The sequence below is a fragment of the Micromonospora sp. WMMB482 genome (genome assembly GCF_019038635.1).
Classification (GTDB): Bacteria; Actinomycetota; Actinomycetes; order Mycobacteriales; family Micromonosporaceae; genus Micromonospora; species Micromonospora marina.
The window spans coordinates 2,419,786-2,444,734 of record NZ_JAHOPD010000020.1 but is presented as its reverse complement, the minus strand read 5'-3'; the positions used below and the strand labels follow the sequence as shown (position 1 = coordinate 2,444,734).

Genomic DNA, 24,949 nt, shown 5'->3' with positions numbered 1-24,949 from the left:
GGCGCCGTGCGCTGGCGCAGCTACGTGGCGGTGGGCGACAGCTTCACCGAGGGCATGGACGACGCATATCCGGACGGCAGCTACCGGGGCTGGGCCGATCTGGTCGCCACCCGCCTCGCCGCCGAGGCCGGGCCCGACTTCGGGTACGCCAACCTGGCCATCCGGGGCCGGCTGTTCCCGAACGTGGTGGCCGAGCAGGTGCCCGCCGCGCTGGCCATGAAGCCCGACCTGATCAGCTTCGCGGCCGGTGGCAACGACGTGTTGCGCCGCAGCTTCGACCCGGACTCGTTCGTCCCCCGCTTCGACTCGGTCGTGCAGCGGCTGCGGTCCGGCGGCAGCGACGTGGTGCTGTTCCGGTTCGCCGACGTGATGGCCCGGCTGCCCGGCCAGCGGCTCGTGGCCCCCCGCGTCGGGCTGCTCAACCGGGCGGTCGGCGAGGTGGCCGAGCGGCACGGGGCGATCCTGGTCGACCTGTACGCCGACGACACCTACCTCAACCCGCTGCTCTGGAGCACCGACCGGCTGCACCTGTCGGCCGCCGGGCACCGCCGGGTCGCCGCCCAGGTGCTCACCGCGCTCGGCGTCGGCTGCGACGAGGAGTGGCTGATGGTGCCGGCGCACCCGGCGCCCAGCCCGTGGCTCGCCGCGCGCGCCGCCGACCTGCGCTGGGCCGGCCGGCACCTGGCACCGTGGATCAAGCGCCGGCTGACCGGGCGCTCCTCCGGCGACTTCGTCACCGCCAAGCGGCCGGTGCTCGGGCCGGTCGAACGCCACTGAGCGTGCGTACCGTCCACGCCGCCGACCTGCTGCGGCTCACACTCGACGACCCACCCCGCGCCGGGCTCGCCGTCGTGGTCGCCGGCGACCGGGTCGAGGCGGTCGTGCCGACGGCCGAGCTGCCCGGCGCGTACCCCGGGGTGCGGGTACGGCGGTGGGCCGGCACGCTCGGGCCGGCGCTCGTGCACGACGGCCCGCTGCCCCCGGCGCCCACGCCCCGCGAGCGGGTGCACGCGCTGTTCCGGCTCGGCGTCGCCGCAGTGCTCGACGAGCACGTCACCGATCCCGCGTTGCGGTCCGCCGCGAACCGCAACGAGGTGGCGGTGCTGCCCGCCGCCCGGCCGCCCGCGCTGGTGACCGGCGGGCGCGCCGACCTCGCCGTGTTCGATCCGGACGGCTCGTGCCGGGCCACGGTGGTCGCCGGCCGCCTGGTGCACCGCCGCGCGTGACCGGCACCGCGCCCCGCTGATCCGGCGTACCTTGGGGATCATGCCTGTGCCGAGCGATCCGCATCCCCACCTCCAGTCGTACGCCGACCCGCAGCGCCTGGTCACCACCGAGTGGCTGGCCGAGCACCTGGGCGACGAAGGGCTCGTGGTGGTCGAGTCCGACGAGGACGTGCTCCTCTACGACACTGGCCACATCCCCGGCGCCGTCAAGGTCGACTGGCACACCGAACTCAACGACCAGATCACCCGCGACTACCTGGACGCCGCGAGCTTCGCCGAGCTGTGCGCGGCCAAGGGCATCGGGCGGGACGACACTGTCGTCTTCTACGGCGACAACTTCAACTGGTGGGCCGCGTACGCCCTCTGGGTCTTCTCCCTCTTCGGTCACGCCGACGTGCGGCTGCTCGACGGCGGCCGGCAGAAGTGGGTCGCCGAGGGGCGGGAGCTGACCCGGGACAAGGTGAGCCGGCCCCGCGCCTCGTACCCGGTGCCGGAGCGCAACGACGCGCCGATCCGCGCCTACCGGGAGCAGGTCATGGCGCACGTGGCGGCCGGGCGGCCGCTGGTGGACGTGCGGTCGCCCGGCGAGTACACCGGCGAGATGCTGCACATGCCGGACTACCCGCAGGAGGGCGCGCTGCGTGGCGGGCACATCCCGGGCGCGGTGAGCAAGCCGTGGAAGTCCGCCGCGAACGACGACGGCACGTTCAAGTCCGCCGACGAGCTGCGCGCCATCTACGCCGACCAGCTCGGGCTGAGCCCGTCCGACGACGTGGTCGCGTACTGCCGGATCGGCGAGCGGTCCAGCCACACCTGGTTCGTACTGCACCACCTGCTCGGGTACCCGCAGGTGCGCAACTACGACGGCTCGTGGACCGAGTGGGGCAACCTGGTCCGGGCCCCCGTCGTGAAGGGCGACCAGCCAGGCGGCCTGACCCGCTGAGCGTCCCGGCCGGTCCCGCCGTCACCGAGGCGGGACCGGCCGCGTTCCGGGCCGGTCAGCGGGCGGCTGTCGACAGCCGGCCGGGGACGTTGCTCGCCACCCAGTCGACAGCGCCGGTCTCCGGTCGCCACCGGGCCAGCCCGGCGTCGTAGCGGAACAGCAGGTCGCCGTCGGCAGTCCAGCCGTACACCTCGCAGCACCCCTTCGAACGGCCCTCACGGCCCAGGTCGAGCAGGCGGGTCACCGCCCCGGTACGGGCGTCCAGCACCGCCACGCCCTCGGCGCCGCTCATCGTGCCGGCGGCGCCCGCGGTGGTGGTCCACCCCGCCTGGCCGATCCGGTCGCCGCGCTGCCAGCCCCGCCCGTAGACCTCGTTCACCTGGTGACCGGGGGGAAGCTCCCCGGTGGTCACCGGCCGCCGCTCCGGCGCGCCACCGGAGGCGGGGAACCGGCGTACGGCCAGGCCGCCGTCCCCGGACCAGCCGCCGACCGTGAACAGGTCGCCGGAGCGGGCCGGCTCGGGCACGACGAGCGTCCACGGGTCGACCGGGAGCTTCCGCGCCGCCCCGGTGCGCCGGTCCAGCTCGTACGCGGTGTCGTTGTCCCCGACCAGCAGCCGGTCCCCGGCCCAGACCACGTGTTCCAGGTAACCGGCGAGCGGATAGCGGCGGACCCCGCCGTCGGTCAGGCCGACCACGACCACCTCACCGGTCTGGGCGAACGCGGCCGTACGGCCGTCCGGGGACAGGCTGCCCGGCTTGAGCGGGGCCGCCTCGTTGCCCCCGGCGTCGCGGGTGGGCGCGAGCGTCACCACGTCGAGTTCCCGGACCATGCCGTCGTCACCCAGCACCCGGACCGGGCCGGCGCCGCCGGTCTCGGGGTCGACCGGCTGGTACAGCGCCAGGGCTCGGCGCACCGGGCGGTCGGAGAGGCGGTAGGCGACCCGGTCGCCGAGCCGGCCCAGCGGGTCGCCCGCCTGACCGAGCCGGTCCGGGGGCCGCTGCACCACGGGCGCGCTCGGTGCCGACGTCACAGTCGGGCGGGGTGCGGCCGGGGGCGGGCCGGAGCGGTGCAGCAGTGCAGTCGTACCGCCGCCGAGCAGGACCACTGCGACGGCGGCGGCACCGGCGGCCCGGCGGGCGCGGCGGACCCGCCCGGCCCGCTCCCATCCCGTCTCGGCCGGCCGGGTCGGCCGGATCTCCTCGGCGGCCCGGGTCAGCAGCCGGGTCAGCTCGGGTTCGCTCACGGGTTCGCCTCCATCCCGGTCACCAGCCCGTCGCCGGCCGTGCCGGGGGCGGGTACGACGTCGCGCAGCCGGCGCAGCGCGTCGTGGCACTGGCTCTTGACGGTAGTCAAGCGTTAGTAGAAGCCAGTGTGATCGGGCGCTGAAATCCGACACTCGGCGGCCTTCCTGTCAGAGTGACAATAAGGCTATGGTCGATTCATGTCTGACGATCGTTGGGTTCCGCCGACCGTTCTTCTTGCGGTTGACCTCGTCATCCTCACTTTGCGGGAGTCCTGTCTTCATGTGCTGTTGATCGAGCGCGGGGTTGAGCCCTATCAGGGCGCGTTGGCCCTGCCTGGTGGTTTCCTCGGCCACGAGAAGGAAGACCTCGTGGCGGCTGCCCATCGAGAGCTCGCCGAGGAGGCGGGCTTGGGGCCGGATCAGTTGCACCTCGAACAACTTGGTGTCTACGGTGCGCCGGATCGTGACCCCCGAGGGCGGGTGGTCTCCGCGGCTTACCTGGCCATCGCCCCTCGGCTACCCGAGCCGGTCGCCGGTACCGACGCATCCCGGGCGTGTTGGACGTCGGTGGAGCAGGCGTTGTCTGGTGACGCGCAGCTCGCCTTCGATCATGAGCAGATCCTGACCGATGGGGTCGACCGTGCGCGGGAGAAGTTGGAGCGCTCGGCGCTTGCCACCGCCTTTTGTGGTCCGACCTTCACGATCTCGGAGCTTCAGGACGTCTACGAGGCGGTGTGGGGCGTGCCGCTCGATGCGCGGAACTTCTACCGGAAGGTGCAGAGCGCGGACGGCTTCATCGTCCCCGCCGGGCCGAGTCGCAAGACCGATGGTGGGCGTCCCGCTCGACTATTCCGTCCCGGGCCTCGCACGACTCTTCACCCTCCGATGATCCGACCTCTCAGCCAGGCAGACAGGGAGACAGCGTGAGCACGAACAGCGGTTTCGTCGTGATCCTCACGGCGCTGGACCTCGAATACGCAGCGGTCCGCGACCAACTGACTGACCTACGTGTACGGCGGCACCCCGCCGGCACCCGCTTCGAGGTCGGCCGGATCAGCCAAAGCGACTGCCGGGTCGCCTTGGGGCTGGTCGGTAAGGGCAATCATCCGGCTGCGGTACTCGCCGAGCGGGCGATGGCCGAGTTCTCCCCGGCCGCTGTGCTGTTCGTGGGAGTCGCCGGTGGCCTTTGGCCCAACATCCGACTCGGTGACGTCGTCGTCGCCAGCAAAATCTACGCCTACCACGGCGGCACCAGCGAAGACGACGGCTTGAAGGCCCGACCGAAGGCGTGGGAGATCCCCCACGAGGCCGACCAGATCGCCCACCACGTCGACAGGTCCGCCGCGTGGCGCCGTTGTCTTCCCGTAGGCGCAGCACCCAAAGTCCACTTCGGGCCAATCGCCGCAGGGGAAGTGGTGCAGGACTCGGGAATCTCCGAACAGGCCCGCTGGATCCGCCAGCACTACAACGACGCCGTAGCAATCGAGATGGAAGCGGCCGGTGTGGCCCAGGCGGGCCATCTCAACCGTGCCCTGCCCGTGGTGGTCGTGCGCGGCATCAGCGACCACGCGGACGGCGGCAAGGCAGCCACGGACGGACAGGACTGGCAACCGAAGGCCGCACGCCACGCCGCCGCGTTCGCCACCGCACTGGCGCGAGAACTGATCATCGACGGGCCGGCCAGCCGAGGCGGCGCGGACCGGGACGGGAGCCCCACGATGCCAATGACCAACCGCAACATCGCCACCGGGAACGCCCACGTCGGGGTGCAAGCCGGGCAGATCTACGGCAACGTCACCGTCGGTGCTGGCGCCAATCAGCGGATCGACTTGGCAGCGAGCATCGCAGACCTGCGAACCCACCTCAAGCAGGCCCACCTCGACGGACAGTTGGACGAAGAAACCTACGCCGCCGCAGAGTCGGAACTGGAAGCGGCGACGGCATGCGTCTCGGCGGGCACACCCGAGAAGAAGAGCGGCCTGATGGTCGCGCTCAAGCGGTTGCGGGGCCTGGTAGCCGACGTGTCTGAGCTGGCCGCGCGGCTCGCGGCGATCATCGCCGTGGTGCGGGACCTGTGATGACGACCACGACCACGACCAACGTCGCCCAAGGAGATGCGCACGTCGACCTACAGGCAGGCGTAGTCCACGGTGACATCAACTTCTACCGCCTGCCCCCAAACCCGAGTCCGGAGGAGCAGTTCACCTTCGCGCTGAAGTATCTCGACGCGCGAGTTCGTGATCAGGCGCGCGAGCTCATCGAAAAGGCCGTCGCCGGTGGGTATGTGACCACGGAGGTCCAGTTCTACCGGCTGATCGCCCTGTTGAGCGGACGTACTCTGCGCCAACTCGCCCCCGAGGAGCTGGATCGCCTCACCGCCATCTGCGCCAGCCTGCCCCACCTCGACGACCATGACGAGTGGACCGCGGGGCTGAAGGCAATCATCCACCTCCTGGCCCCCGTCAGCGCCGCCGAGACGGATCTCGTGATCAAAGAGATCGACGCGCTGAACCGACGGCAACGCGACGGGATCTACGGCCACCTCGAGGCGCTCCTCGAAGGCGCGATGCAAGAAGAGATGTGGCGGAAGTCCGTCACCCTGGCGGACTCGCAGCGCACAGCCGGGGACCGATTCAACCGCGTCTGGAAATTCTTTCACCCCACACCCGCGCAGCCTCGGACCCTACCGGTGCAACCCGCTGCTGTTGCGCTGCGCGACTGGCTACGCGCCGGCGCTGGCACGGCCGTGTTCACTCTCGCCGTGGTGCAGATGATCGTGCTGGTGACGGCCCGCGGCACGCTCGACCCGTTCCTCGGTCTCCTCGCCGCCCTGGTCGGACTGGCCGCGTTTTGCGTCGGTGGGGCGGACCAGTACTACCGCGGGACACGGCTTCGCGCAAAGGAAGCCCAGATCCGTCCACCCCGGCAGCGGCGACGAGATGCACCACCGGGAGGCTTCGCCCGCAAGGTGGACCGGCTCTTCGACCGCTACTTCCGCCGGTACGTGCCCGAAGGAACCGACCGAGCCTACTGGCTCGACCAGACGGCGGGGATCCGGCGGCACCTCCGCGACGAGGTCGTCGAGCTCTACCGGGAACAGCGCATCGACGCCGAACGGGTCGCCTGGCTCGTCCGACACCTGGTGGGAGATGTCCGAGGGCAATGGGAACGAGACACGCTGACGTCGTACCGCCAGCAGCTGCGTAACCCCGCCAGGACCACGGCCCTCCACGTCGGGGGACTGGCCCTCCTTGCCGCAGGGAGCCTCTGGGCCGTTGCTGCCGTCGTGACCAGCGCCCCCTTGTCCGGCACAGGCTGGTTCCTGCTCGCGGTGACGTCCGCGGTGCCGGCGGTGCGCTCGTCGTTCCGGATCATCGCCGAGCATCGCAGGGTCACCGACGACCATGCGGAACGCAACAACAAGGACACGGCCCGCTGGGCGGCATACCACCAGTGGTGCCACAAGCTGTCCGACAAGCCGTCGGACACCGAGATGGCCACCTGGCTGGAAAGCGACCGCAAAGTCCTGGTCGACCAGGCCATGCAGCAGTACCGACTCCGCCCCAGCCAGGTAATCGCCCACGCCTTCATCGAGGCGCCGGCACCATCATGCAAAAAGGCCCGCTACCCACAAGGACCATGGCGGTACTCCCGGTACCGCCTGCTGCTATTTCTCCTCACCGACGACGGCGTCCGGCAGGTCAACATCGATCTCGACTTCGAAACCTCCGCAAGCCACACCACCCAACGGCTCAACTACCGCTTCGACGCCGTCGCCGCCGTACGGATCGACGGCATCGCCACCCGACAGCAGACCTTCGAGCTGACTCTATTCAACGGAGAACCCATCTCAATCCGAGTGAGCGATCCTGACAACGGAACCCTCCAGCACGACGAGAACCCAACGGGTCTGCTGCACCGATAGGTGACATCTGAGATGGCTTGCCCTGACGGCGAGCTGGAAGGATGTCGCTGTGCCCAAGCCCTATCCCCGAGAGTTCCGCGACGATGTCGTGCGGGTGGCCCGTGACCGCGATCCGGGCGTGACGGTCGAGCAGATCGCCAAGGACTTCGGAGTCCACCCGATGACGTTGTTCAAGTGGATGCGCCAGGCTGACGTCGACGCCGGAACCAGACCGGGTGTCAGCGGCGGCGAGTCAGCCGAGCTGCGTGAGGCCCGTAAGCGGATCAAGCTGCTGGAGCAGGAGAACGAGGTCCTGCGCCGGGCCGCGGCTTACCTGTCGCAGGCGCATCTGCCGGGAAAAGGCTCTACCCGCTCGTGAGCGAGCTGGCCGCCGACGGGGTCCCCGTGGCGGTGACGTGCCGGGTATTGACCATCGCTCGTCAGCCCTACTACCGGTGGCTTGCCCGCCGTGTCACAGACGCCGAACTGGTGGCGGCGTATCGGACGAACGCGTTGTTCGACGCCCATCGCGACGACCCGGAGTTCGGCTACCGGTTCCTGGCCGACGAGGCCCGCACTGCCGGCCAGCCGATGGTCGAACGCACCGCCTGGAAGATCTGCTCCCACATGGGCTGGTGGAGCGCGTTCAGCAAGCGCAAGCGCCGGGGCAAGGGCGGCAAGGTCGGTCCGCCAGTGCACGACGATCTGGTACGCCGCGACTTCACCGCCCACGGCCCGAACCGGTTGTGGCTGGCCGACATCACCGAACACCGAACCGGCGAGGGCAAGCTCTACCTGTGCGCGATCAAGGACGTGTGGTCCCACCGGATCGTCGGCTACTCCATCAACTCACGGATGAAGTCGAGGCTGGCCGTCAACGCCATGCACAACGCCGTAGCCCGCCGCGGTGACGTGGCCGGCTGCGTGCTGCACACCGACCGCGGGTCGCAATTCCGAAGCCGGAAATTCGTCCACGCCCTCAACCAGCACAACATGACCGGGTCGATGGGCAGGGTCGGCGCCGCCGGCGACAACGCTGCCATGGAATCCTTCTTCGGCCTGCTGCAGAACAACGTCCTCGACCGCCGAACCTGGACGACCCGGCAGCAGCTGAGGACCGCGATCGTGACCTGGATCGAGCGGACCTACCACCGCCGACGACGCCAACGATCCCTGTCCCGGTTGACCCCCATCGAGTACGAGACCATCATGACCCCACCGGCCAGTCAGGCCGCGTGACTGAACCTGTCACCTATCGGTGCAGCAGACCCGAAGACGTGCACGAGGAGTAAGAGCGGCGTTAGCGTGGGCACGAAGGCCTCCTGGTTGCCGGAGCGGTTCCTAGACAGCTCCACTCCACAACCGGAGGCCTTCGTCATCACGTCTATCTACGCCGTGTCGTCACACGACCTCAACCAGCCTGCCTGGGCAGTACACCCAGACGGTGGGCCGGACCGGTCGGTTCGGCCCACCGTCTCTTGCCGTTGCAGGCGGACCCTCACGAGGCCACGACGACCCAAAACGGTCCGGCCGTTGGACATCGGGTCGGTAACTGGGCACCCTCTGGGGCTGCTGCCTCCACTGATCCTCCTCGCAAGGAGACCTTGTCGCCGGTCTTGAGCGACTGGGGCTGACTCAGTGAGGAGGTAGGAAAGATCGGCACGTAGACCGTGCCTGATGTGGAATCGGTGACGCTCAGGCACTCATCTCTTTTCGAGACGGTGCCCTCCAGCAGCGCGCTGTCGCCGACGCCTGGCTCCTCGTCTCGATATTGGGCAAATGTCGCCGAGTTGGCGTCAAAGGCATCGTCGGGCGAACGGGAGCAGCCGTTCATGCAAGCCATGATCACGCAGCCTGCGAGCAGGGGGCGCAGAACAGCACGGTTCATCCGTCACCAACTCTGCTAGTAGTAGAGGGTTGTGCCTGACGGGATTCGGTAGATCTTGGAGTATACGCTCCACCCGCTGCCCCCGCCCTTATGGATCCCGATCGCGTTACTTCCGTTCACCCACGGCCCGCCGCTGTCGCCTCCGGCCTGGTCGGCGCTCACCCTGACGAAGACCGAATTGCATGTCGTGCCGGGGCAGGCGCCGGACCAGGTCGGCTTGTAGGCGATCGAGGTGATCGTGCCGCACTTCCAACCGGTCGTCTTGCCCCGATGACATGCCGTAATGCCTTCCGGCACGTCTTGCGGTCCCCCGACGATCGTCGGACTTGATGAGGATGACCCGTAGAACGTGTTGGAGATGGAGTTCCCGGTGCCGACGGCGACGCTGTAGAACGCGATGTCCGCGTTGGCGCCGTAGTTCTGGGCCTGTCTGGTGCTGGTTTCCCAGACGCCGGTGCCTGCGGTGTTGGGGTAGATGTTCTGCGTCTGACCACAGTGGGCGGCGGAGAAGTATCCGATGGCGGAACCGTTCTTTGCGGAGAAGCCTGCGGTACAGCTGGTCATCGCTACCCCGCCCCGGACCGTCAGCGCAGAGTCACCGCCGGCGTCCTGCAGGTGCTTGAGCACGACCTCGGGAAAACCGGTACGGTCCTTCACCGCCTGAGCTACTGACCCACTGCCGCTGTCTGTGGTTTCGATGACCAGTGAGCCTTTTCCAAGCTGATCTTGCAGCTCAGGGCGGTTGCGGTAGGCCCGGTGATCGATGGGTGCGAGGCTCCAGGTAGGACAGCTGTCGACCAAGACTCGAAGCCCCGACCGGGAGCCTCGCCATGCTGTCCTACCCCGCCACGATTCCGTTGTCCAGCCGCACCCTGAACCACCTCGCCGAACGCATCCGCGGCCACCGTAAGCAGCGCCGATCCCGGTGGCGGCGTCTCGAACCCGGCCGGCAGGCGCTGCTCGCTCTCGCCCATCTGCGCAACGGCGACACCTACACCCGACTCGCGGCCGGATTCGAGATCGGCGTCGCCACTGCTTGGCGCTACGTCCAGGAAGCGATCGCCCTGCTCAGCTCGGCAGCCGATGACCTGGACACCGCGATGCGACGCATCCGGCTGCTGGCGTACGCGATCCTGGACGGCACGCTCATCCCGATCGACCGAGTCGCCGATCAGAGGCTCTACTACAGCGGCAAGCACAAACGCCACGGCGTGAACGTGCAGGTCATCGCGGACGCCGCCGGCCGGCTCGTGTGGGCATCACCGGCACTGCCCGGGTCGGTACACGACCTGACCGCCGCCCGCCATCACGGCATCATCGATGCTCTGACCCGCGCGGATGTGATGACCTTCGCCGATAAGGGCTACCAGGGCGCCCGTGGCAGCGTGCGCACCCCGTTCAAGCGACGCCGCTTCCGCCCGAAGCTGTCACGCCGGCAAAAGGCCGTGAACCGGGCCAACGCCAAGATCCGCGCCCGCGGAGAACGAGCGATCGCCACGCTCAAGACCTGGAAAATTCTGGTCAAGCTGCGCTGCTGCCCACGCCGAGCCACCGCGATCGTCCAGGCCATCCTCGCCCTGCACCACGTCGAAGCGAACCGCTACGCAGGATGAAAATGGCTCAGTGCTCCGTCTGCCGTCCGGACGTACATGCCCTGCACCCCCGGGGAAACCTGGCGTACTGCAGCCTCGACCTGTGCCGTCAGCTCGGGTCGCCTGCTGCTGATCGGTGTTCCATCGACCACCGAGACGGTGGTCAGGCTGGACAGCCGCAGTTCGGCGAAGGCGGATGCGACATCTTTCCGCACGGTGCGCACCCGCAGTATCTGGCCACCGGAGTCCTGCTCGATCCAGACGTCGGCGTCGACCCCGAGTGTGACGCCGGTGCGGGAGATTAACTCCACGACGTTCTTCTGGTCATGGATTGCGTCAGTGGCCTTGTCGATGCCCACGTTGTTGAGCCGCGCATAGTCCTCGGTGGCGGCAGTGGTCGCATCGGCTGGAGCGGAAGAGGCCACAGCCTGCGCTGTCGGCGTTGCGGCCAGGGCGAGCAGAGTCGCCGCCGAGAGCGCGGCAGCCTTGTGAGCTGTGCGACGTCGCACCGGTCCTCCCAGGTAGCGTGATCGATGGTTCACGGACGGTAGCAAGAGTCGCTTCACCGCCACAAGACTTCGGAGAACGACAGACGTCGTTGCCTTTACCCATTCTCAACAGCCTCGTGGCCTGCCCTGACTCGCGGTGGCGGCGGGCCTCCGTCATTGTCCACTGGGGAACACGGCTGTCGGCCTCGGTCCAGGCTCGCAGCCGTACGACATTCTCTGCTTCCGCATGAGTTTGGGTGCCAACGTGCCAACGCCGCCGATCCTGTGCGCCAACCTGGCACTCCTCGGCCGTCCTCGGAAACACGACGAGGATGAGGCCGGACCGAACGGCGCAGACGTCTTCACCCTCGAAGCGACGCGGGACCGGGTCGGCGAACTTCACGACGTCGTCACGGCCAGCCTTGAGTGCAAATCCTGGATCGGACCTCGCGCTGCTCCGCGCCGCCGAGAATCTCTATCGGGCTTGAACAGCAGTTCCGATGGCATCGACACCGCCGTCGACATACACCTATTCGAACGGGCGCTACCGAACCACGACAATGCGACGGTGGCGCCGACGGCGGCGCAACTGCGATACAGCCTTCTTGCCTCTGCTTCAATCGCACGTGAGTAATTGCTGATCGAACCGCTGGTTGCCGGGAGGAACTTCTCGATTTTGGACCGCGCGGGTCAGGCCTTCGGGTGGTGGTGGGGGTCGAAGTTCCAGTTCCAGTGGAGGCGGTGGCGGCCGAAGGGGCTGCGGTCGCCTTTGTAGGCGGCGGGTAGGAGTTTGATGTCGGCGACGAGGCGGATGATCTCTCGTTTGACGGGGGTGTTGCCGTCGAGTTCTTGCCATGCCTGTACGGCGTGGTCGCCGATGCGTCCGCGCAGCACGGCGGGGATGCCGGCGTCGGCGGCGCGTTGTTCGTGCTCGGCGATCTGGGCGAGGAGGCCTTTCTCGGCGCGGGCGTAGGCGATGGCGGTGACGTCGCCGTCTTCGGCGAGGCGGCGCCAGTCCTCGAGTTCTCCACGCAGGCGTTGGGCTTCGGCGCGGGCGTGGGTGACGTCTTCGTCGCTGCCGGCAGTGGCGGTGAGGATGTCGTGGACGTCGGGGCGGGACAGCCACGCCACCACGGCGCGCTGCACGTACTCGTCGAGGATCGGCGCCTTCACTCCGACGTGCCGCTTGTGCAGGCAGGAGTACACCTGCCCGGTCCAGCCGTGCCGGTTCTGCCGCTGCGAGGACAGCGGCCCGTCGCACACTCCGCACCGCACGATGTAGGACAGCAGGTGCACCGCCCGGCCCGGACGCGTCGTGGTGCGCGCGGGGTCGCCGAGCATGCGCACCACCGCCCAGTAGGTCTCCTCGCTCACCAGGGCGGGCCAGATCCCGTCGCCGACGATCTCCCCGCGCAGGACCCGCTTACCGATGTAGGCCGGGTTCATCACCTGCTTGCGCAGGATCCCCCGCCGCCAGACCCCGCCCTGGGAGGCGGGGATCCCGAGCCGGTTCAACTCGGCTTCCCGCGCCGTCAACGGCATCCCGGCGGCGATGAGCCGGAAGTTGTCCCGCACCACCTGAGCGTGGGAATACTCCGTCACCGTCCCGTCGGCGGCCACGGCGGTGCGGATCTCGTCGTCGGGCTCCTGACGCAGCAACGCTCGGGTGCGCTGGTCGTAGATTCGCCGGTACCCGTAGGTGATCTTCCCGTGCGGGCGGCCCGCTTCGGCGGCGCCGACGATGCCGCGCAGCACGTTGTCGCGGATCGAGTCGGCCATCCACTCCGCCTGCACCGCCTGGAAACCGAGCATCATCCGGTCGTTCTTGTCCCGCAGGTCATACAGCACCCCGCCGACCAGCCAGAAGTTGAGACCCACCTCGTAGCACATGTCGCGGATCTTCACGAACACCGCGAGGTCGCGTTCCTTGCGGGAGATCTCCCACACCACCAGCACGTCACCCTTGCCCGCGCGGATCTGCTCGATCAACAACTCGAACTGCTCCCGCTCCTTCGTGGCGCGACGGCTCGCCGAGCGGTGGTTGTCCGTGAACGACCCCGCGTCCGTCCAGGACCGCTTCGTGATCTCCGCCAGGTTCAGCACGCCCTGGTCGTGGACGCTCTTGCCCTGCTCCTTCTTGTCCTGACTCGCGCGCTGATACCGCAACGCCCGCACCTCTATCCCACCGGCCAGCAGGGCGTCCTTGCTGTCGAACCGGCCCCGGTTCCCCGACCGGGCCTTCCGCCGTACCATCAGAACCGTCCCCCTAGATCGACGTTCGTGTCGGCAACATCGACCATAGCTTCTAACGATTCTTGACAGTGCCGACGGTCACGCCGAGCAGTTCGGCGGCCTCGGATTCGGTGCGGTCCTCGAAGAACCGCAGGACCAGTACGGCCCGTTGCTTGGCGGACAGCCGGGCCAGCGCGGCCCGGAGGGTCAGCCGGAGTGTGGTCTGCTGGGCGTGGTCGGGGCCCGAGTCGCCTCCGCGCGGCTCGGGCATGTCTCCCGGCATCGACTCGGCCACCCGGCGGCGCCGCCACCAGGAGACCTGCAGGTGGTACATGATCTTCCGGGTGTACGCCTCCGCGTTGCCGGTCTCGTGCAACCGGTTCCAGGCACGGTGGGTACGGGCGAGCGCGGACTGGACGAGATCCTCGGCCAGATGCTGGTCGCCGGTCAGCAGGTAGGCGGATCGCAGTAACGCGGGGGTGCGAGTTCGGACGAACAGGTCGAACTCATTCAGGAGAGGGTCCACACGAGCCGGTCCTTGAGGTCAGGTGGTACATCAGCGTGACGCCTTCCGAGACGCCACCCGTCCACGCCATGGTTGCCGCCGCCGCTGACTCTTTTGGACGGACCCGGGCGGGTGTCAGCAGTCGAAGACCGACCAGCAGATGTCATTGCGCAGGCGCTGGTCGTCCAGGACCAGGTCGCGGATCTCCGCCGGGAGCCGGTCGCGCTGCCACCGGCACTCGTCGCGCCCGGCCGCCTCGCCGAGACCGGCGGGCGCCGCCGCGCGTACCGCCTTGATCGCGTACGCGGCGGCGCCGAGTTCGTGGGCGGCGACATGGGCCACGACGGCGGCCTGACCGGCGGCGTACGCGGCGTTGCGTGCCGCCCCGCGCAGGTTCCGGGCCGCGCCCATGGCGTGACCGCCCGCCGCACGCGCCGCCATCATCCGGACCTCGCCCCGCGCCCAGGCGCGCACGTGCTCGATCGCCTCGCGCGGACGCGTGTCGTCCGGCCCGGACCGCCTCGAACAGCCCGAGGACGTGCTCGGCGCAGGTGGCGGCCCAGAGCGCGAGCAGATGGTGGTGCTCTTCGGTGAGCGTGCCGCCCCGGCGGATCGTCGTGAACCGGGGGTCGCGGACCTTCGGCAGGATCACGACGCGGCCTCCGGTCCGGCGCGGCGCAGGTCGTGGTCGAGGGCGCTCATCAGCCGGGCGACCCGGCTGCCGCCGCCGGTCAGCGGCGGATAGCGGCGGAGCACGTCGACCAGCACCGGTGTGGCGCGCAGCCGGGACCGGTCCACCTGCGAGTTCCCGATGGTCTCGTCGCCGCCGGCCTCCAGCTCGGCAACGCGCGCGGCGTTGGCGGCCGCCCGCAGGATGTGACCGACCTGGGTGGCCTTGGCGATGGGGTGCAGGTAGGCGGCCGCCGCGGCGTCACCGGCGGCCCGGGCGGCCAGGCGCGCGGCCTCGGTGGGCGCGGACCGGGCGGCGCGATGCGCGTCGAGGGACGTGACCCGCTGGAGCTTCGTCCGGGCGGCGCCGCGCACGAACGTCCAGGCCGCGTCGACAGCCGCCCGGGGACGCGGGTCACCGGGAACCGCCCGCTCGTAGACCGGGAGGACGTCCTCCGCGTGCCGGACCGCGTACCGCGCCACCTCGCGCAGCTCATCAGTCGTCAGGTCGAAGTCCCCGGGCGCTGTCATGTCGCGGGCATCGTATCGGTGATGCTTCGCCGGTACGGGCCCCAGCCGACGAACCGCTCGAACAGCTCGCGCGGGGTCGGCCCGTCCTGCGGGTTGAGGCGGAACAGGTCGTGGGTGGCCTCGTGGTAGAGCCCGGACAGGTAGACGGCCAGGTCGACAGGGCGGTCCGCGTACTCGACCTTGAGCAGCAGGCGGGCCTGGGCGCAGGGCCACGGTCCGCCGCAGGCGCGGCAGAGCCAGAGCGGCCGGATCGGCAGGTGGGCCGGGTGGTCCGGCGGATAGGGGCGGGGCCGATCGGGGTACGGCCCGAGCCGCGGTACGGGAAGGTTCATGCGTGACAGTCTGCTGACGACACCACTACGCTCGGAAGCCGTCCCGGCCGGTCCGGGGAGAGACCGGGAGACCGGCGGCCGACTGGGGAGGGCGTGTGGAGAACGAACCGACCGCCGAGCTGATCCGCGCGCAACTGCGGCGGCTGCGAGTGCGGGCCGAGCTGAGCCAGGAGGAGTTCGGGAGGCTCGTGCACTTCTCCGGCTCCCAGGTGTCGGCCGTCGAACTGGGCCACCGGCCGCTCGACCGGTTCTTCCTCGCCCGGGCCGACGAGGTGCTCGGCACCGGCGGGCTGTTGATGTCGCTGCTCAAGCTTGCCGAGCGCGACGGCCAGCCGAGCTGGTTCCGCCCCTGGCTCGAAGCCGAACGCCAGGCGCAGCAGTTGCGCACCTACCAACCGACGCTGGTGCCCGGACTGCTCCAGACCGAGAACTACGCCCGAGCCATGATCCGCACGGACGACCTGATCACCGATGACGAGGTGGAACGGCGACTCGGAGTACGGCTGGACCGGCAGTCGATCCTCTCCGACCCGGATCGTCCGAAGTACATCGCCGTCATCGAGGAGTCCGTCCTGCGCCGCGCCGACGAGGGCTATCGCGGACTCATGGCCGAGCAGATCGCGCACCTCGTCGAGTGCGCCGAGCGCCCGCACGTCGACATCCACATCGTGCCGACCTCGGTCACCGTGCATGTCGGCCTGGTTGGACCGTTCGCGCTGGCCCGGGGAACAGACGGCGGCTGGGTCGGTCACCTGGAGAACCAACTCGGCGGCGTCGTGGTCGACAAGGACGAGGACGTGGCTATTCTGCTGTCCAGATGGGAGAGTGTCCGCAGCGAGGCACTGCCGCGCCGGCAGTCGGTCGAGCTGATGAAGGACGTGATGACCTCGTGGAGCTGACCGGAGCGATCTGGCGGAAGTCCACCCGCAGCGGCACCCAGGGCGACTGTGTCGAGGTGGCGGACAATCTGGCCGGGGTGGTCGGGGTGCGGGACAGCAACGATCCGGGCGGGCCGGTGCTCATCTTCACGCCGGACGCCTGGCGTGCCTTCGTCCGGTTCAGCGGGAGCCGCGCACCGCGCTGATCAGCACCGTGTGCTTGCGTACCCGGAAGGCGCCTTCGGCGTCGATGCGGGCCTGGATCGCGGCGCGGGCCGCCGCCTCCTGCGCGGCGGTGAGCGGCCCGATCATGCTGGCGATGTACGCCAGGATCGGCCCCACGGCGGGCACCCCCAGTTCGTCCGGGTAGCGCTCGACAGTCACGTCGTCGAAGTGGGCGGCGACCCGTGCGGGTGTCGCCTCGGCGGTGACGTCGTTCCGGTCGTGGAACCGTACGGCCAGGTCGGGACGCCCGATCACCGGGCCGAGCGCATCCAGCTCGGCGAGATGGTCGCGGCCGTTCACGGCGACCGCGACCCGCCCGCCGGGGCGCAGCACCCGGGCGAACTCGCGCAGCGCGGCGTCCGGGTGGTCCAGGTGGTAGAGCATGCTGTTGGCGATCACCGCGTCGGCCGCGCCGTCGCCGATCGGCAGGTACGTGGCGTCGCAGCGCATCACCCGCGCCCCGGGCACCTCGCGTAGCCGTGCGCACATGGCGGCTGAGAAGTCGGTGAGCGTGAGCCGACCCCGATGGCTCACCCGGTGCCACAGCTCGCCGGTGCCGGCGCCCACCTCCAGCACGTCGCCGGACAGCGGCAGCCGCTCGCCGAGCCAGGCGAACCAGCTCTGCGGGTTCGTGCCGTACGAGTGCAGCGCCATGCGGGCGGTCAGGTTGCCGGTGGTCGTCGCGTACTGACTCACGGCACGAGCCGACGGAGTGGTGGTCATCCGTCAAACGTAGAGGAAGCGGTTCTCCGGAGACCTCGGTATCAAGTGTTGCTAGCTACCGGTACCTAGTGTTACTTTCTACTGGTACTCAGCGTCGCTTGGTAGCGAGGAGACGAGGGCATGGGCAATCAGATGACCGAGATGCTGAAGGGCACTCTCGAAGGCATCGTCCTGGCGATCCTGGCCCGCCGGTCCGCGTACGGCTACGAGATCACCGCGTGGCTGCGCGACCGCGGATTCTCGGACATCGCGGAAGGCACGATCTACGCGCTGCTCGTCCGCATCGAGCAACGCGGCTTCGTGGACGTGGAGAAGGTTCCCTCCGAGAAGGGCCCCCCGCGAAAGGTGTACTCGCTCAACGCGAAGGGGCGGGAGCAACTCGACGAGTTCTGGGGGACGTGGAGCGTCCTGACGGAGCGCATCGCACAACTTCGTGACACCGACAACCCACACGACGAAGGAGCATGACCATGGCCGCGAAGTGGATCGAGACGCTCGTCGGATCGCTCGACCAGAAGAAGCAGTACAAGCAGCACATGGCCCGCATGGAGGCCCTGCCGGAGCCGCACCGCAGCGCCGCCAAGGCGCTCCAGCGGTACTTCATGTACCAGGGCGGGATCGAGGACGGGAACACGCTCATCACGATGCTCGGCGACTTCGTCGACCTCTGGGAGCGTGCGGCCACCGACGGCACGCCGGTCCGCGCCATCGTCGGCGACGACCCGGTCGAGTTCGCCGAGACTTTCGTGTCCGCGTACTCCGGCAGGCAGTGGATCGACAAGGAGCGCGAGCGCCTCCGCAAGGCGATCGACGCCGCCTCCGGCAACAGCGGGGAGAAGCTCGCATGACCACCGCGACGCGCGAACCCGCGATCCGAGTGCGGGGCGTCACCAAGTCCTACCAGGACTTGCACGTGCTGCGAGGCGTCAACTTCGAGGTGAGCGCCGGAAGCATCTTCGCTCTGCTCGGCTCGAACGGCGCCGGAAAGACCACGCTGGTGCGGATCCTGGCCACGCTGCTGAAGGCGAGCAGCGGCACCGCGACCGTCCACGGCTTCGACGTCTCCTCGGCTCCCGCCGAGGTACGCAAGTCGATCAGCCTGACCGGCCAGTTCGCCGCCGTCGACGAAGTGCTCACCGGCCGGGAGAACCTGATCCTGGTCGCGAAGCTCCGCCACCTGAAGAACCCGGCCGCGATCGCCGACGACATGCTGGCCCGCTTCTCGCTCACCGACGCCGGGAACCGCCGGGCGGGGACGTACTCGGGCGGCATGCGCCGGCGGCTGGACATCGCGATGAGCCTCGTCGGCAACCCGCCGGTCGTGTTCCTCGACGAGCCGACCACCGGCCTCGACCCGCAGGCCCGCATCGAGGTCTGGCAGACGGTACGGCAGCTCGCCGAGGACGGCACCACCATCCTGCTGACCACCCAGTACCTCGACGAGGCCGAGCAACTCGCCGACCGGATCGCGATCCTGCACCGGGGCACGATCATCCAGAACGGCACTCTCGCCGAGCTGAGACAACTCCTCCCGGCCGCGAAGGTCGAGTACGTCGAGAAGCAACCGACCCTTGAGGACGTCTTCCTCGCCCTCGTGGGCCAGACCTCGGGAGAGGAATCGCGATGACCACCCACGTCCTGAGCGACACCGGAACCCTGACCGGCCGCTCCCTGCGTCACATCCTCCGCAGCCCGGACACCATCATCACCACGGCGGTCACCCCCGTCGCGCTGATGCTGCTCTTCGTGTACGTGCTGGGTGGAGCCATCAACACCGGCTCCGGCGGGTCGTACATCAACTACATGCTCCCGGGCATCCTCCTCATCACGATCGCATCCGGCATCGCCTACACGGCGTACCGCCTGTTCCTCGACATGCAGGGCGGCATCTTCGAGCGCTTCCAGTCGATGCCGATCCCGCGGCCCTCCGTGCTCTGGGCGCACGTCCTGACCTCACTCGTCGCCAACCTGGCCTCGCTCGTGATCGTCACAGGTGTCGCGCTGGTCATGGGATTCCGGACGGGCGCATCGGTGGCCGGCTGGCTCGCCGTCGCCGGCATCCTGATCCTGTTCACCCTCGCCCTCACCTGGATCGCCGTGATCGCGGGCCTGTCCGCCAGGACCGTCGACGGCGCGAGCGCCTTCAGCTACCCCCTGATCTTCCTGCCCTTCATCAGCTCGGCGTTCGTCCCCACCGACTCGATGCCCGGCCCGGTCGCGTGGTTCGCCGACAACCAGCCGGTGACGTCGATCGTGAACACTCTCCGCGCGATCTTCGCGCAGCAACCCGTCGGCCACGACGTCTGGATCGCGCTCGCCTGGTGCGTCGGCCTGCTCCTGGCCGCCTACGCCGCCGCAACCGCGATCTACCGCAGGAAGGTCAGCTAGGCGCATCCGCCCCTGTGACAACCTCACCCGCCACGAGCGCGGAAAGGGATCGCAGGGGCACAAGCGCTCGCCGTACGCTGCGGCAATGCTGCTGCGCACGTCGACCCTGCTGCTCCGGACCCTGCGCGAGGACCCGGCCGATGCGGAGGTGCCGAGCCACCGGCTGCTGCTGCGCGCCGGATACGTCCGCCGGGCCGCGCCGGGCGGCTACACCTGGCTGCCGCTGGGCAAGCTCGTGCTGGACCGGATCACCGCGATCGTGCGGGACGAGATGACCGCGATCGGCGACCAGGAGGTGCACTTCCCGGCGCTGCTCCCGGCCGAGCCGTACCGGACCAGCGGGCGGTGGACCGAGTACGGGGACGACATCTTCACGCTCGCCGACCGCAAGGGCGCCGACCACCTGCTCGCGCCGACCCACGAGGAGCTGGCCGCGCTGCTGGTGAAGGACCTGTTCACCTCGTACCGGGACTTCCCGGTGACGCTGTTCCAGATCCAGACCAAGTTCCGCGACGAGGCGCGTCCCCGGGCCGGTCTGCTGCGCGGGCGCGAGTTCCTGATGAAGGACGCCTACTCGTTCGACCTGGACGACGCCGGGCTCCGGGCGGCGTACGACCGGCACCGGGCCGCCTACGAGCGCGTCTTCACCCGGCTCGGGCTGGACTTCACCACCGTCCACGCGATGTCCGGCGCGATGGGTGGGTCCGCGTCGGAGGAGTTCCTGGCCGCCACGCCGGTCGGCGAGGACACGTTCGTCGGCTGCACCGCCTGCGACTACGCGGCGAACACCGAGGCGGTGGTGACCCGCGCCCCGGCCGCCGGTGACCCCGACGCGCACCCGCCCGCCGAGGTGCACGACACCCCGGAGACACCCACCATCACCGCTCTGGTCGAGCTGGCCGAGGCCCGCAAGCTGGGCGGGCGCACCGGCTGGACCGCCGCCGACACGTTGAAGAACGTGGTCCTCACCGTCCGCCGGCCCGGCGCCGAACAGGGCGAACCGCTGGTGATCGGCCTGCCCGGCGACCGCGAGGTGGACCTCAAACGGGTCGAGGCGGTGCTCGCCCCGGCCACCGTAACGGTCTTCGAGGACTGGGACGCGCACCCCGAACTGGTCCGCGGCTACATCGGACCGCAGATCCTGGCCAAGCACGGCATCCGCTACCTGGTCGACCCGCGCGTCGTGCCCGGCACCACGTGGCTGACCGGGGCGAACGAGCAGGGCCGGCACGCCACCGACGTGGTGTGCGGGCGCGACTTCGTACCGGACGGCACGATCGAGGCCGCCGAGGTACGGCCCGGCGACCCCTGCCCGGCCTGCGCCGACGGCGAGCTGACCATCCGGCGGGGCATCGAGGTCGGGCACATCTTCCAGCTCGGACGCCGGTACACCGACGCGTTCGCGGTCGACGTGCTCGGCCCCGAGGGCAAGCCGGTCCGGCCCACCATGGGCTGCTACGGCATCGGCGTGTCCCGGGCGGTCGCCGCGGTGGCCGAGCAGCACCACGACGACCGAGGACTGGTCTGGCCGGCCGCTGTCGCGCCGTGCGACGTACACCTGATCGCCGCCGGGAAGGGGCCGCAGCTCGACGCGGCGCTCGACCTCGGCGGGCGCCTCGCCGCCGCCGGCCTGCGCGTGCTGGTCGACGACCGCACGCACGTGTCCGCCGGGGTGAAGTTCACCGACGCCGAGCTGATCGGCATCCCGCGCGCCGTCGTGGTCGGCCGCCGCCTGGCCGAGGGGTACGTGGAACTGCGCGACCGGGCCACCGGCGAGCGCACCGAGCTACCGGTGGAGGCCATCGTGGAGCGCCTGCGCGACGAGGTGGGCGCGACGCGCCGCGACGGGGTGTAGCGATCGCGCCACCGGGTACCGCAGACGGATCGACCGAAGCGTTCGGAGGCTCTCATGTTCCGCGTCAGTGACGTGATGACCAGGCAGGTGGTCTACCTCCCGGCGGAGACCCCGTTGGACGAGGCGGCCCGGGTGATGAAGGAGTCGGACATCGGCGACGTGGTGGTGACCGACGGCGCCACGCTGGCCGGAATGCTGACCGACCGCGACATCGTGGTCCGGGCGGTGGCCGAGCGCGCCGACCCCGGCACCACCACCATCGGCTCGATCATCACCCGTGAGGTGGTGATGATCGAGCAGCACTGCACGGCGAACGAGGCGGCAGCGCTGATGCGCGAGCGCAACATCCGCCGGGTGCTCGTGTGCGACAGCGACCGCAAGCTCGTCGGCATCGTCTCCCTCGGTGACCTCGCCATGCAGCTCGACCCCCAGTCGGCGCTCAGCGACATCAGCGAGGCCGCGCCGAACGTGTGAGCGCGGGCCCCGCACGCGCGGCGGGGCCCCGCCCGGCACCACCGGGTGGCGACGCGCGGCGGCGGATAGCCTCGACCCATGCCCGAGATGCCGACCAAGCTGGCCGAGATCGTCGACGAGTTCGCCGCCGCGCCCCGCGACGTCGTCCTGGAGATGCTGCTGGAGTTCGCGGACGTGATCCCGCCCCTGCCCGAGGGTGTGAACCGGGAGGAGCTGGAGCAGGTCCCCGAGTGCCAGACCGCGTTCTTCCTGCGCGCCGAGGTGAACGCGGACAAGACCGTGAGCACTGTCTTCGACTGTCCGCCCGAGGCGCCCACCACGCGGGCGTTCGCCGGCATCCTCGCCGAAGGGCTGGCCGGGGCGAGCGCCGAGGAGGTGCTCGCCGTACCCGACGACCTCTACCAGCGGATGGGCCTGGCGCAGGCGATCAGCCCGCTGCGGGTACGCGGTGGCACCGCCATCCTGGCCCGGCTCAAGCGCCAGGTCCGGGAACAGATTTCCTGACCCGCGGGTTGTCGCTGGTCATGGACATCGAGATCTACGCCGACGTGGTCTGCCCCTGGTGCTGGATCGGCAAGCGCCGGCTGGAACAGGCACTGGAGTCGTACGACGGCGAGGTGACGGTCCGGTTCCGGCCGTTCCAGCTCGACCCGACGCCGGTCACCGAGCCGAAGCCGCTGCTGGAGGCGCTCGGCGACAAGTTCGGCGGGCGGGACAAGGCCGAGGGCATGGCCGCGCACGTCACGGGCGTCGCCGCGGGCGCGGGCCTGGACCTGCGGTTCGACCGCGCGGTGGCCGCGAACACGTTCGACGCGCACCGGCTGGTGCGTTTCGCCACCGAGCACGGGCGCTCCGCCGAGACGGTCGAGCGGCTCTACCGGGCGCACTTCCACGACGGCGTCGACGTCGGCTCGGTCGACGCGCTCGTCACGCTGGCCGGCGAGGCCGGGCTGGACGAGACCGAGGCGCGGCAGTACCTGGAGTCGAACCTGGGCCGCCGGGAGGTCGCCGCCGACCTGAGCACCGCCCACCAGCTCGGTGTCTCCAGCGTGCCGACGTTCGTGCTGGCCGGGAAGTACGCGGTCACCGGCGCCCAGGAGCCGGAGACGCTGCTCGCCGCGCTGCGCGAGGTGGCTCAACGCGAAGCGGCAGCCTGATGTTTCACGTGGAACAAGATCGATGCGGATGAGGGCCTAGGCCGGTCTGGCCAGGTCCTCCACCACCCTCGCCCCGGGCAGCGCACCGAGCGCCGGCCCGGGCAGGGCGATCTTGCTGTGCCGTACGCCCGAGCCGATGATCACATGCGGCGCGGCGATCACCCGGGAGTCGACGAGGATCGGCCAGTCCACCGGCAGGCCGATCGGCGTGATGCCGCCGTACTCCATGCCGCTCAGCTCCACCGCCTCGGCCATCGGCGCGAAGCTCGCCTTGCGCACGTCGAGCAGCTTGCGGACCACGCCGTTCACGTCGGCGCGGGTGGTGGCGAGCACGACACAGGCCGCGTACCGCGTCTCACCGCCGCGCTTACCGGCGACCACCACGCAGTTGGCCGACTCCTCCAGCCCCACCTCGTACGCCTCGCAGAAGGCGGCGGTGTCGGCCAGGTCGGCGTCGATCGGAGTGACGAGCACGTCGTCCACGTCCACCGGGGCCTCGTCCGGCCACGCCTGCACCGCGGCGGCGACCGGCGGGGCGAGCAGGTCGAGCCGGGTCCGGGCCGGCTCCGTCTTCAGCGTCCCCATCATGCCGCGATCCTCGCACCCCTCCGGCGGGCCGACCGGCCGGGCCCCGCCCGCGCCCTTCAGTTGGGGTTGGTGAGGAACGCGTTCTCCTGGGCGAAGTCCCGGCTCTCGGTGGTGGTGAGCTGCCGGCGGCGCAGCACCTCGGGACGGTTCGCCTCGGCGTCCTCGATGCCGTGCCGGACGCCGACCCGGATCACGCCGTAGAGGAAGACGAAACCGAAGACGTAGAGGACCACTGTGGCGACGAAGACCAGCATGCGCTCACCGTAGGCCGGTGCGGATCCGACCGGTTCTCACCTTCCGTCGGTTCCCCCGTACGTGTCCGCGAGGTAGTCGGCCCAGGTCCGGGCACCGGTCGGCGTGGCGGTCGTGGTGAGACCACCCGCGCGCAGCTCCCGCCCGAGCCGGCCGGGGATCCGGACCGGCAGCAGCGGACGGCGTACCCGGCGCGCCGCGAGCCAGGCACGGGCCGCCTCGTCGAAGCGCAGCACCTCTGGTCCGCCGAAGTCCTCCACCCGGTTCGACGGCCCGGCGAGCAGCAGGACCGCGAGCCGGTCCGCCACCTCGGCGGGGTCGACCGGCTGGGCGAGCACCGCCCGGTCCCCGATCACCGGGCCGAGGCGGCTCGCACCGCTGAGCAGGCCCTCCAGGAACTCCGGGAACTGGGTCGCCCGCAGCACGCTCCACGGCACCGGCCCGGCGGCCACCACCTGCTCGGCCGCGAGCTTGTGCCGGTAGTAGCCGAGTGGCACCCGGTCGACGCCGACGATCGAGACGAAGACCAGATGACGCACTCCGGCGTGACCGGCGGCCACGGCGAGCCGGCGGGTGCCGAGCACGTCGATGTCGTGGGTACGCCGGTTCGGCGACGAGGCCAGGTGCAGCACGGCGTCCATCCCGGCGACCGCCTCCGCCAGCCCGGCGCCGGTGGCCAGGTCGGCGGCCACCCACTCGACCCCGTCCCCGGTACGCGCCCGGCGGCTGACCGCCCGCAGCGTGAAGCCCTCGTCCCGCAGCCGCGGCACCGCCACCCGTCCGAGCCGCCCGGTCGCCCCGGTCACCAGTACCCGCATCGCCACTCCTCCCGCTCACGCCGCACCCGCCGTGC

The 24,949-nt window shown here is 70.0% G+C and carries 31 protein-coding genes and 1 pseudogene; 19 read left to right on the top strand and 13 right to left on the bottom strand.

The window, feature by feature from the left end; all coding sequences use genetic code 11:
* The first annotated feature begins 6 nt into the window (after positions 1–6).
* From KSK32_RS12440 to KSK32_RS12430, 3 genes are read left to right on the top strand one after another with little or no spacing between them, the layout of a single operon-like run.
* Positions 7–777 (top strand): SGNH/GDSL hydrolase family protein, encoded by a 771-nt coding sequence (locus KSK32_RS12440; RefSeq protein WP_216931385.1) that lies wholly within the window; start codon positions 7–9, stop codon positions 775–777.
* A 2-nt stretch (positions 778–779) separates the two neighbouring features.
* Positions 780–1,226: a hypothetical protein gene (locus tag KSK32_RS12435; RefSeq protein WP_216931384.1), complete on the top strand. Its 447-nt coding sequence runs from the start codon at positions 780–782 to the stop codon at positions 1,224–1,226.
* 40 nt (positions 1,227–1,266) lie between these two features.
* Positions 1,267–2,169 carry a sulfurtransferase gene (locus tag KSK32_RS12430; RefSeq protein ID WP_216931383.1) on the top strand — a complete coding sequence of 301 codons (903 nt, stop codon included), beginning with the start codon at positions 1,267–1,269 and terminating at the stop codon, positions 2,167–2,169.
* A 55-nt stretch (positions 2,170–2,224) separates the two neighbouring features.
* On the opposite strand, the gene KSK32_RS12425 is transcribed toward KSK32_RS12430, so the two are convergent.
* Positions 2,225–3,415 carry a hypothetical protein gene (locus KSK32_RS12425; protein ID WP_216931382.1) on the bottom strand — a complete coding sequence of 397 codons (1,191 nt, stop codon included), beginning with the start codon at positions 3,413–3,415 and terminating at the stop codon, positions 2,225–2,227.
* Between the two features lie 198 nt (positions 3,416–3,613).
* Here KSK32_RS12425 and KSK32_RS12415 point away from each other — a divergent pair, with 198 nt between their 5' ends.
* The 4 genes from KSK32_RS12415 to KSK32_RS12400 all read left to right on the top strand — a co-directional run bounded on the left by KSK32_RS12415 (position 3,614) and on the right by KSK32_RS12400 (position 8,558).
* Positions 3,614–4,342 carry an NUDIX domain-containing protein gene (locus KSK32_RS12415; protein ID WP_216931381.1) on the top strand — a complete coding sequence of 243 codons (729 nt, stop codon included), beginning with the start codon at positions 3,614–3,616 and terminating at the stop codon, positions 4,340–4,342.
* Positions 4,339–5,493, top strand: coding sequence for a 5'-methylthioadenosine/S-adenosylhomocysteine nucleosidase (locus tag KSK32_RS12410; protein WP_216931380.1), 1,155 nt, complete (start codon positions 4,339–4,341; stop codon positions 5,491–5,493). Before KSK32_RS12415 ends, KSK32_RS12410 begins: the two co-directional genes overlap by 4 nt.
* On the top strand, positions 5,493–7,340 hold the full coding sequence (locus KSK32_RS12405) for a hypothetical protein (RefSeq protein WP_254187029.1): 1,848 nt from the start codon (positions 5,493–5,495) through the stop codon (positions 7,338–7,340). Before KSK32_RS12410 ends, KSK32_RS12405 begins: the two co-directional genes overlap by 1 nt.
* Positions 7,341–7,389: 49 nt before the next feature.
* Positions 7,390–8,558, top strand: a protein-coding gene (locus tag KSK32_RS12400) for an IS3 family transposase (RefSeq protein WP_216931379.1) whose coding sequence is annotated in 2 segments (ribosomal slippage) — positions 7,390–7,674 and positions 7,677–8,558 — 1,167 coding nt in all. Because the reading frame shifts where the segments join, the coding sequence is not laid out codon by codon here.
* A gap of 259 nt (positions 8,559–8,817) precedes the next feature.
* Here KSK32_RS12400 and KSK32_RS12395 read toward each other — a convergent pair.
* Both KSK32_RS12395 and KSK32_RS12390 read right to left on the bottom strand, forming a co-directional pair.
* Positions 8,818–9,207, bottom strand: a complete 390-nt coding sequence (locus KSK32_RS12395; protein ID WP_216931378.1) for a hypothetical protein — start codon at positions 9,205–9,207, stop codon at positions 8,818–8,820.
* Between the two features lie 15 nt (positions 9,208–9,222).
* Positions 9,223–9,864 carry a S1 family peptidase gene (locus KSK32_RS12390; protein WP_216931377.1) on the bottom strand — a complete coding sequence of 214 codons (642 nt, stop codon included), beginning with the start codon at positions 9,862–9,864 and terminating at the stop codon, positions 9,223–9,225.
* Positions 9,865–10,037: 173 nt separating this feature from the next.
* Between KSK32_RS12390 and KSK32_RS12385 the strand changes: the two genes are divergently transcribed.
* Complete coding sequence (locus tag KSK32_RS12385; protein ID WP_216930649.1) at positions 10,038–10,820, top strand: transposase family protein; 783 nt, start codon at positions 10,038–10,040, stop codon at positions 10,818–10,820.
* Here the strand turns inward: KSK32_RS12385 and KSK32_RS12380 are convergent.
* Positions 10,808–11,308, bottom strand: coding sequence for a hypothetical protein (locus KSK32_RS12380; RefSeq protein WP_216931376.1), 501 nt, complete (start codon positions 11,306–11,308; stop codon positions 10,808–10,810). The two genes, KSK32_RS12385 and KSK32_RS12380, sit on opposite strands and share 13 nt — an antisense overlap.
* Positions 11,309–11,552: 244 nt before the next feature.
* Here KSK32_RS12380 and KSK32_RS12375 point away from each other — a divergent pair, with 244 nt between their 5' ends.
* Positions 11,553–11,921: a hypothetical protein gene (locus tag KSK32_RS12375; protein WP_216931375.1), complete on the top strand. Its 369-nt coding sequence runs from the start codon at positions 11,553–11,555 to the stop codon at positions 11,919–11,921.
* A gap of 56 nt (positions 11,922–11,977) precedes the next feature.
* Here KSK32_RS12375 and KSK32_RS12370 read toward each other — a convergent pair whose 3' ends face one another.
* From KSK32_RS12370 to KSK32_RS12350, 5 genes and pseudogenes are all read right to left on the bottom strand, one after another.
* Positions 11,978–13,540 carry a recombinase family protein gene (locus KSK32_RS12370; protein WP_216931374.1) on the bottom strand — a complete coding sequence of 521 codons (1,563 nt, stop codon included), beginning with the start codon at positions 13,538–13,540 and terminating at the stop codon, positions 11,978–11,980.
* Between the two features lie 52 nt (positions 13,541–13,592).
* Complete coding sequence (locus tag KSK32_RS12365; RefSeq protein WP_289256549.1) at positions 13,593–14,045, bottom strand: SigE family RNA polymerase sigma factor; 453 nt, start codon at positions 14,043–14,045, stop codon at positions 13,593–13,595.
* 114 nt (positions 14,046–14,159) lie between these two features.
* Positions 14,160–14,676 (bottom strand): annotated as a pseudogene (locus tag KSK32_RS12360) (putative immunity protein).
* Positions 14,673–15,224: a putative immunity protein gene (locus KSK32_RS12355; protein ID WP_216931373.1), complete on the bottom strand. Its 552-nt coding sequence runs from the start codon at positions 15,222–15,224 to the stop codon at positions 14,673–14,675. The pseudogene KSK32_RS12360 and the gene KSK32_RS12355 overlap by 4 nt, the downstream one beginning before the upstream one ends.
* Positions 15,221–15,556, bottom strand: a complete 336-nt coding sequence (locus KSK32_RS12350; protein ID WP_216931372.1) for a hypothetical protein — start codon at positions 15,554–15,556, stop codon at positions 15,221–15,223. The genes KSK32_RS12355 and KSK32_RS12350 overlap by 4 nt, the downstream gene beginning before the upstream one ends.
* A gap of 95 nt (positions 15,557–15,651) precedes the next feature.
* On the opposite strand from KSK32_RS12350, the gene KSK32_RS12345 reads away from it, so the two are divergent.
* Both KSK32_RS12345 and KSK32_RS12340 read left to right on the top strand, forming a co-directional pair.
* Positions 15,652–16,455 carry a helix-turn-helix transcriptional regulator gene (locus tag KSK32_RS12345; RefSeq protein ID WP_216931371.1) on the top strand — a complete coding sequence of 268 codons (804 nt, stop codon included), beginning with the start codon at positions 15,652–15,654 and terminating at the stop codon, positions 16,453–16,455.
* A complete protein-coding gene (locus KSK32_RS12340) occupies positions 16,446–16,640 on the top strand; it encodes a DUF397 domain-containing protein (RefSeq protein ID WP_216931370.1) in 195 nt (64 codons plus the stop codon). The genes KSK32_RS12345 and KSK32_RS12340 overlap by 10 nt, the downstream gene beginning before the upstream one ends.
* Here KSK32_RS12340 and KSK32_RS12335 read toward each other — a convergent pair.
* Complete coding sequence (locus KSK32_RS12335; RefSeq protein WP_216931369.1) at positions 16,615–17,382, bottom strand: class I SAM-dependent methyltransferase; 768 nt, start codon at positions 17,380–17,382, stop codon at positions 16,615–16,617. The two genes, KSK32_RS12340 and KSK32_RS12335, sit on opposite strands and share 26 nt — an antisense overlap.
* Before the next feature lie 120 nt (positions 17,383–17,502).
* Here KSK32_RS12335 and KSK32_RS12330 point away from each other — a divergent pair, with 120 nt between their 5' ends.
* From KSK32_RS12330 to KSK32_RS12295, 8 genes are all read left to right on the top strand, one after another.
* The gene (locus tag KSK32_RS12330; RefSeq protein WP_216931368.1) at positions 17,503–17,850 is read left to right on the top strand and encodes a PadR family transcriptional regulator; all 348 of its coding nucleotides are present in this window, start codon (positions 17,503–17,505) and stop codon (positions 17,848–17,850) included.
* Between the two features lie 2 nt (positions 17,851–17,852).
* Positions 17,853–18,230: a DUF1048 domain-containing protein gene (locus KSK32_RS12325; protein ID WP_216931367.1), complete on the top strand. Its 378-nt coding sequence runs from the start codon at positions 17,853–17,855 to the stop codon at positions 18,228–18,230.
* On the top strand, positions 18,227–19,009 hold the full coding sequence (locus KSK32_RS12320) for an ABC transporter ATP-binding protein (protein WP_216931366.1): 783 nt from the start codon (positions 18,227–18,229) through the stop codon (positions 19,007–19,009). The genes KSK32_RS12325 and KSK32_RS12320 overlap by 4 nt, the downstream gene beginning before the upstream one ends.
* The gene (locus KSK32_RS12315) at positions 19,006–19,770 is read left to right on the top strand and encodes an ABC transporter permease (protein ID WP_216931365.1); all 765 of its coding nucleotides are present in this window, start codon (positions 19,006–19,008) and stop codon (positions 19,768–19,770) included. The genes KSK32_RS12320 and KSK32_RS12315 overlap by 4 nt, the downstream gene beginning before the upstream one ends.
* 85 nt (positions 19,771–19,855) lie before the next feature.
* Positions 19,856–21,625 carry a proline--tRNA ligase gene (locus KSK32_RS12310; protein WP_216931364.1) on the top strand — a complete coding sequence of 590 codons (1,770 nt, stop codon included), beginning with the start codon at positions 19,856–19,858 and terminating at the stop codon, positions 21,623–21,625.
* A gap of 54 nt (positions 21,626–21,679) precedes the next feature.
* Positions 21,680–22,099 (top strand): CBS domain-containing protein, encoded by a 420-nt coding sequence (locus KSK32_RS12305; protein ID WP_216931363.1) that lies wholly within the window; start codon positions 21,680–21,682, stop codon positions 22,097–22,099.
* Between the two features lie 78 nt (positions 22,100–22,177).
* Entirely contained in the window at positions 22,178–22,603 is a 426-nt protein-coding gene (locus KSK32_RS12300) for a SufE family protein (protein WP_013283255.1), read from the top strand.
* Between the two features lie 20 nt (positions 22,604–22,623).
* Entirely contained in the window at positions 22,624–23,256 is a 633-nt protein-coding gene (locus tag KSK32_RS12295; protein ID WP_216931362.1) for a DsbA family protein, read from the top strand.
* Positions 23,257–23,292: 36 nt separating this feature from the next.
* Here the strand turns inward: KSK32_RS12295 and KSK32_RS12290 are convergent, their stop codons facing one another.
* Genes KSK32_RS12290 through KSK32_RS12280 form a run of 3 tightly spaced genes read right to left on the bottom strand, consistent with a single transcriptional unit; the run spans position 23,293 to position 24,914 of the window.
* On the bottom strand, positions 23,293–23,841 hold the full coding sequence (locus KSK32_RS12290) for a YbaK/EbsC family protein (protein WP_216936032.1): 549 nt from the start codon (positions 23,839–23,841) through the stop codon (positions 23,293–23,295).
* 59 nt (positions 23,842–23,900) lie between these two features.
* On the bottom strand, positions 23,901–24,098 hold the full coding sequence (locus tag KSK32_RS12285; RefSeq protein WP_013283252.1) for a hypothetical protein: 198 nt from the start codon (positions 24,096–24,098) through the stop codon (positions 23,901–23,903).
* Positions 24,099–24,134: 36 nt separating this feature from the next.
* A complete protein-coding gene (locus KSK32_RS12280) occupies positions 24,135–24,914 on the bottom strand; it encodes an SDR family oxidoreductase (protein ID WP_216931361.1) in 780 nt (259 codons plus the stop codon).
* Positions 24,915–24,949 lie beyond the last annotated feature (35 nt).

Coding starts and splice junctions, on each gene's coding strand:
- KSK32_RS12385 (WP_216930649.1), top strand. CDS start 10,038: ATGCTGTCCTACCCCGCCACGATTCCGTTGTCCAGCCGCACCCTGAAC.
- KSK32_RS12315 (WP_216931365.1), top strand. CDS start 19,006: ATGACCACCCACGTCCTGAGCGACACCGGAACCCTGACCGGCCGCTCC.
- KSK32_RS12335 (WP_216931369.1), bottom strand. CDS start 17,382: ATGACCACCACTCCGTCGGCTCGTGCCGTGAGTCAGTACGCGACGACC.
- KSK32_RS12330 (WP_216931368.1), top strand. CDS start 17,503: ATGGGCAATCAGATGACCGAGATGCTGAAGGGCACTCTCGAAGGCATC.
- KSK32_RS12430 (WP_216931383.1), top strand. CDS start 1,267: ATGCCTGTGCCGAGCGATCCGCATCCCCACCTCCAGTCGTACGCCGAC.
- KSK32_RS12310 (WP_216931364.1), top strand. CDS start 19,856: ATGCTGCTGCGCACGTCGACCCTGCTGCTCCGGACCCTGCGCGAGGAC.
- KSK32_RS12355 (WP_216931373.1), bottom strand. CDS start 15,224: ATGACAGCGCCCGGGGACTTCGACCTGACGACTGATGAGCTGCGCGAG.
- KSK32_RS12405 (WP_254187029.1), top strand. CDS start 5,493: ATGACGACCACGACCACGACCAACGTCGCCCAAGGAGATGCGCACGTC.
- KSK32_RS12320 (WP_216931366.1), top strand. CDS start 18,227: ATGACCACCGCGACGCGCGAACCCGCGATCCGAGTGCGGGGCGTCACC.
- KSK32_RS12395 (WP_216931378.1), bottom strand. CDS start 9,207: ATGAACCGTGCTGTTCTGCGCCCCCTGCTCGCAGGCTGCGTGATCATG.
- KSK32_RS12290 (WP_216936032.1), bottom strand. CDS start 23,841: ATGGGGACGCTGAAGACGGAGCCGGCCCGGACCCGGCTCGACCTGCTC.
- KSK32_RS12300 (WP_013283255.1), top strand. CDS start 22,178: ATGCCCGAGATGCCGACCAAGCTGGCCGAGATCGTCGACGAGTTCGCC.
- KSK32_RS12305 (WP_216931363.1), top strand. CDS start 21,680: ATGTTCCGCGTCAGTGACGTGATGACCAGGCAGGTGGTCTACCTCCCG.
- KSK32_RS12280 (WP_216931361.1), bottom strand. CDS start 24,914: ATGCGGGTACTGGTGACCGGGGCGACCGGGCGGCTCGGACGGGTGGCG.
- KSK32_RS12370 (WP_216931374.1), bottom strand. CDS start 13,540: ATGGTACGGCGGAAGGCCCGGTCGGGGAACCGGGGCCGGTTCGACAGC.
- KSK32_RS12295 (WP_216931362.1), top strand. CDS start 22,624: ATGGACATCGAGATCTACGCCGACGTGGTCTGCCCCTGGTGCTGGATC.
- KSK32_RS12285 (WP_013283252.1), bottom strand. CDS start 24,098: ATGCTGGTCTTCGTCGCCACAGTGGTCCTCTACGTCTTCGGTTTCGTC.
- KSK32_RS12325 (WP_216931367.1), top strand. CDS start 17,853: ATGGCCGCGAAGTGGATCGAGACGCTCGTCGGATCGCTCGACCAGAAG.
- KSK32_RS12350 (WP_216931372.1), bottom strand. CDS start 15,556: ATGAACCTTCCCGTACCGCGGCTCGGGCCGTACCCCGATCGGCCCCGC.
- KSK32_RS12415 (WP_216931381.1), top strand. CDS start 3,614: ATGTCTGACGATCGTTGGGTTCCGCCGACCGTTCTTCTTGCGGTTGAC.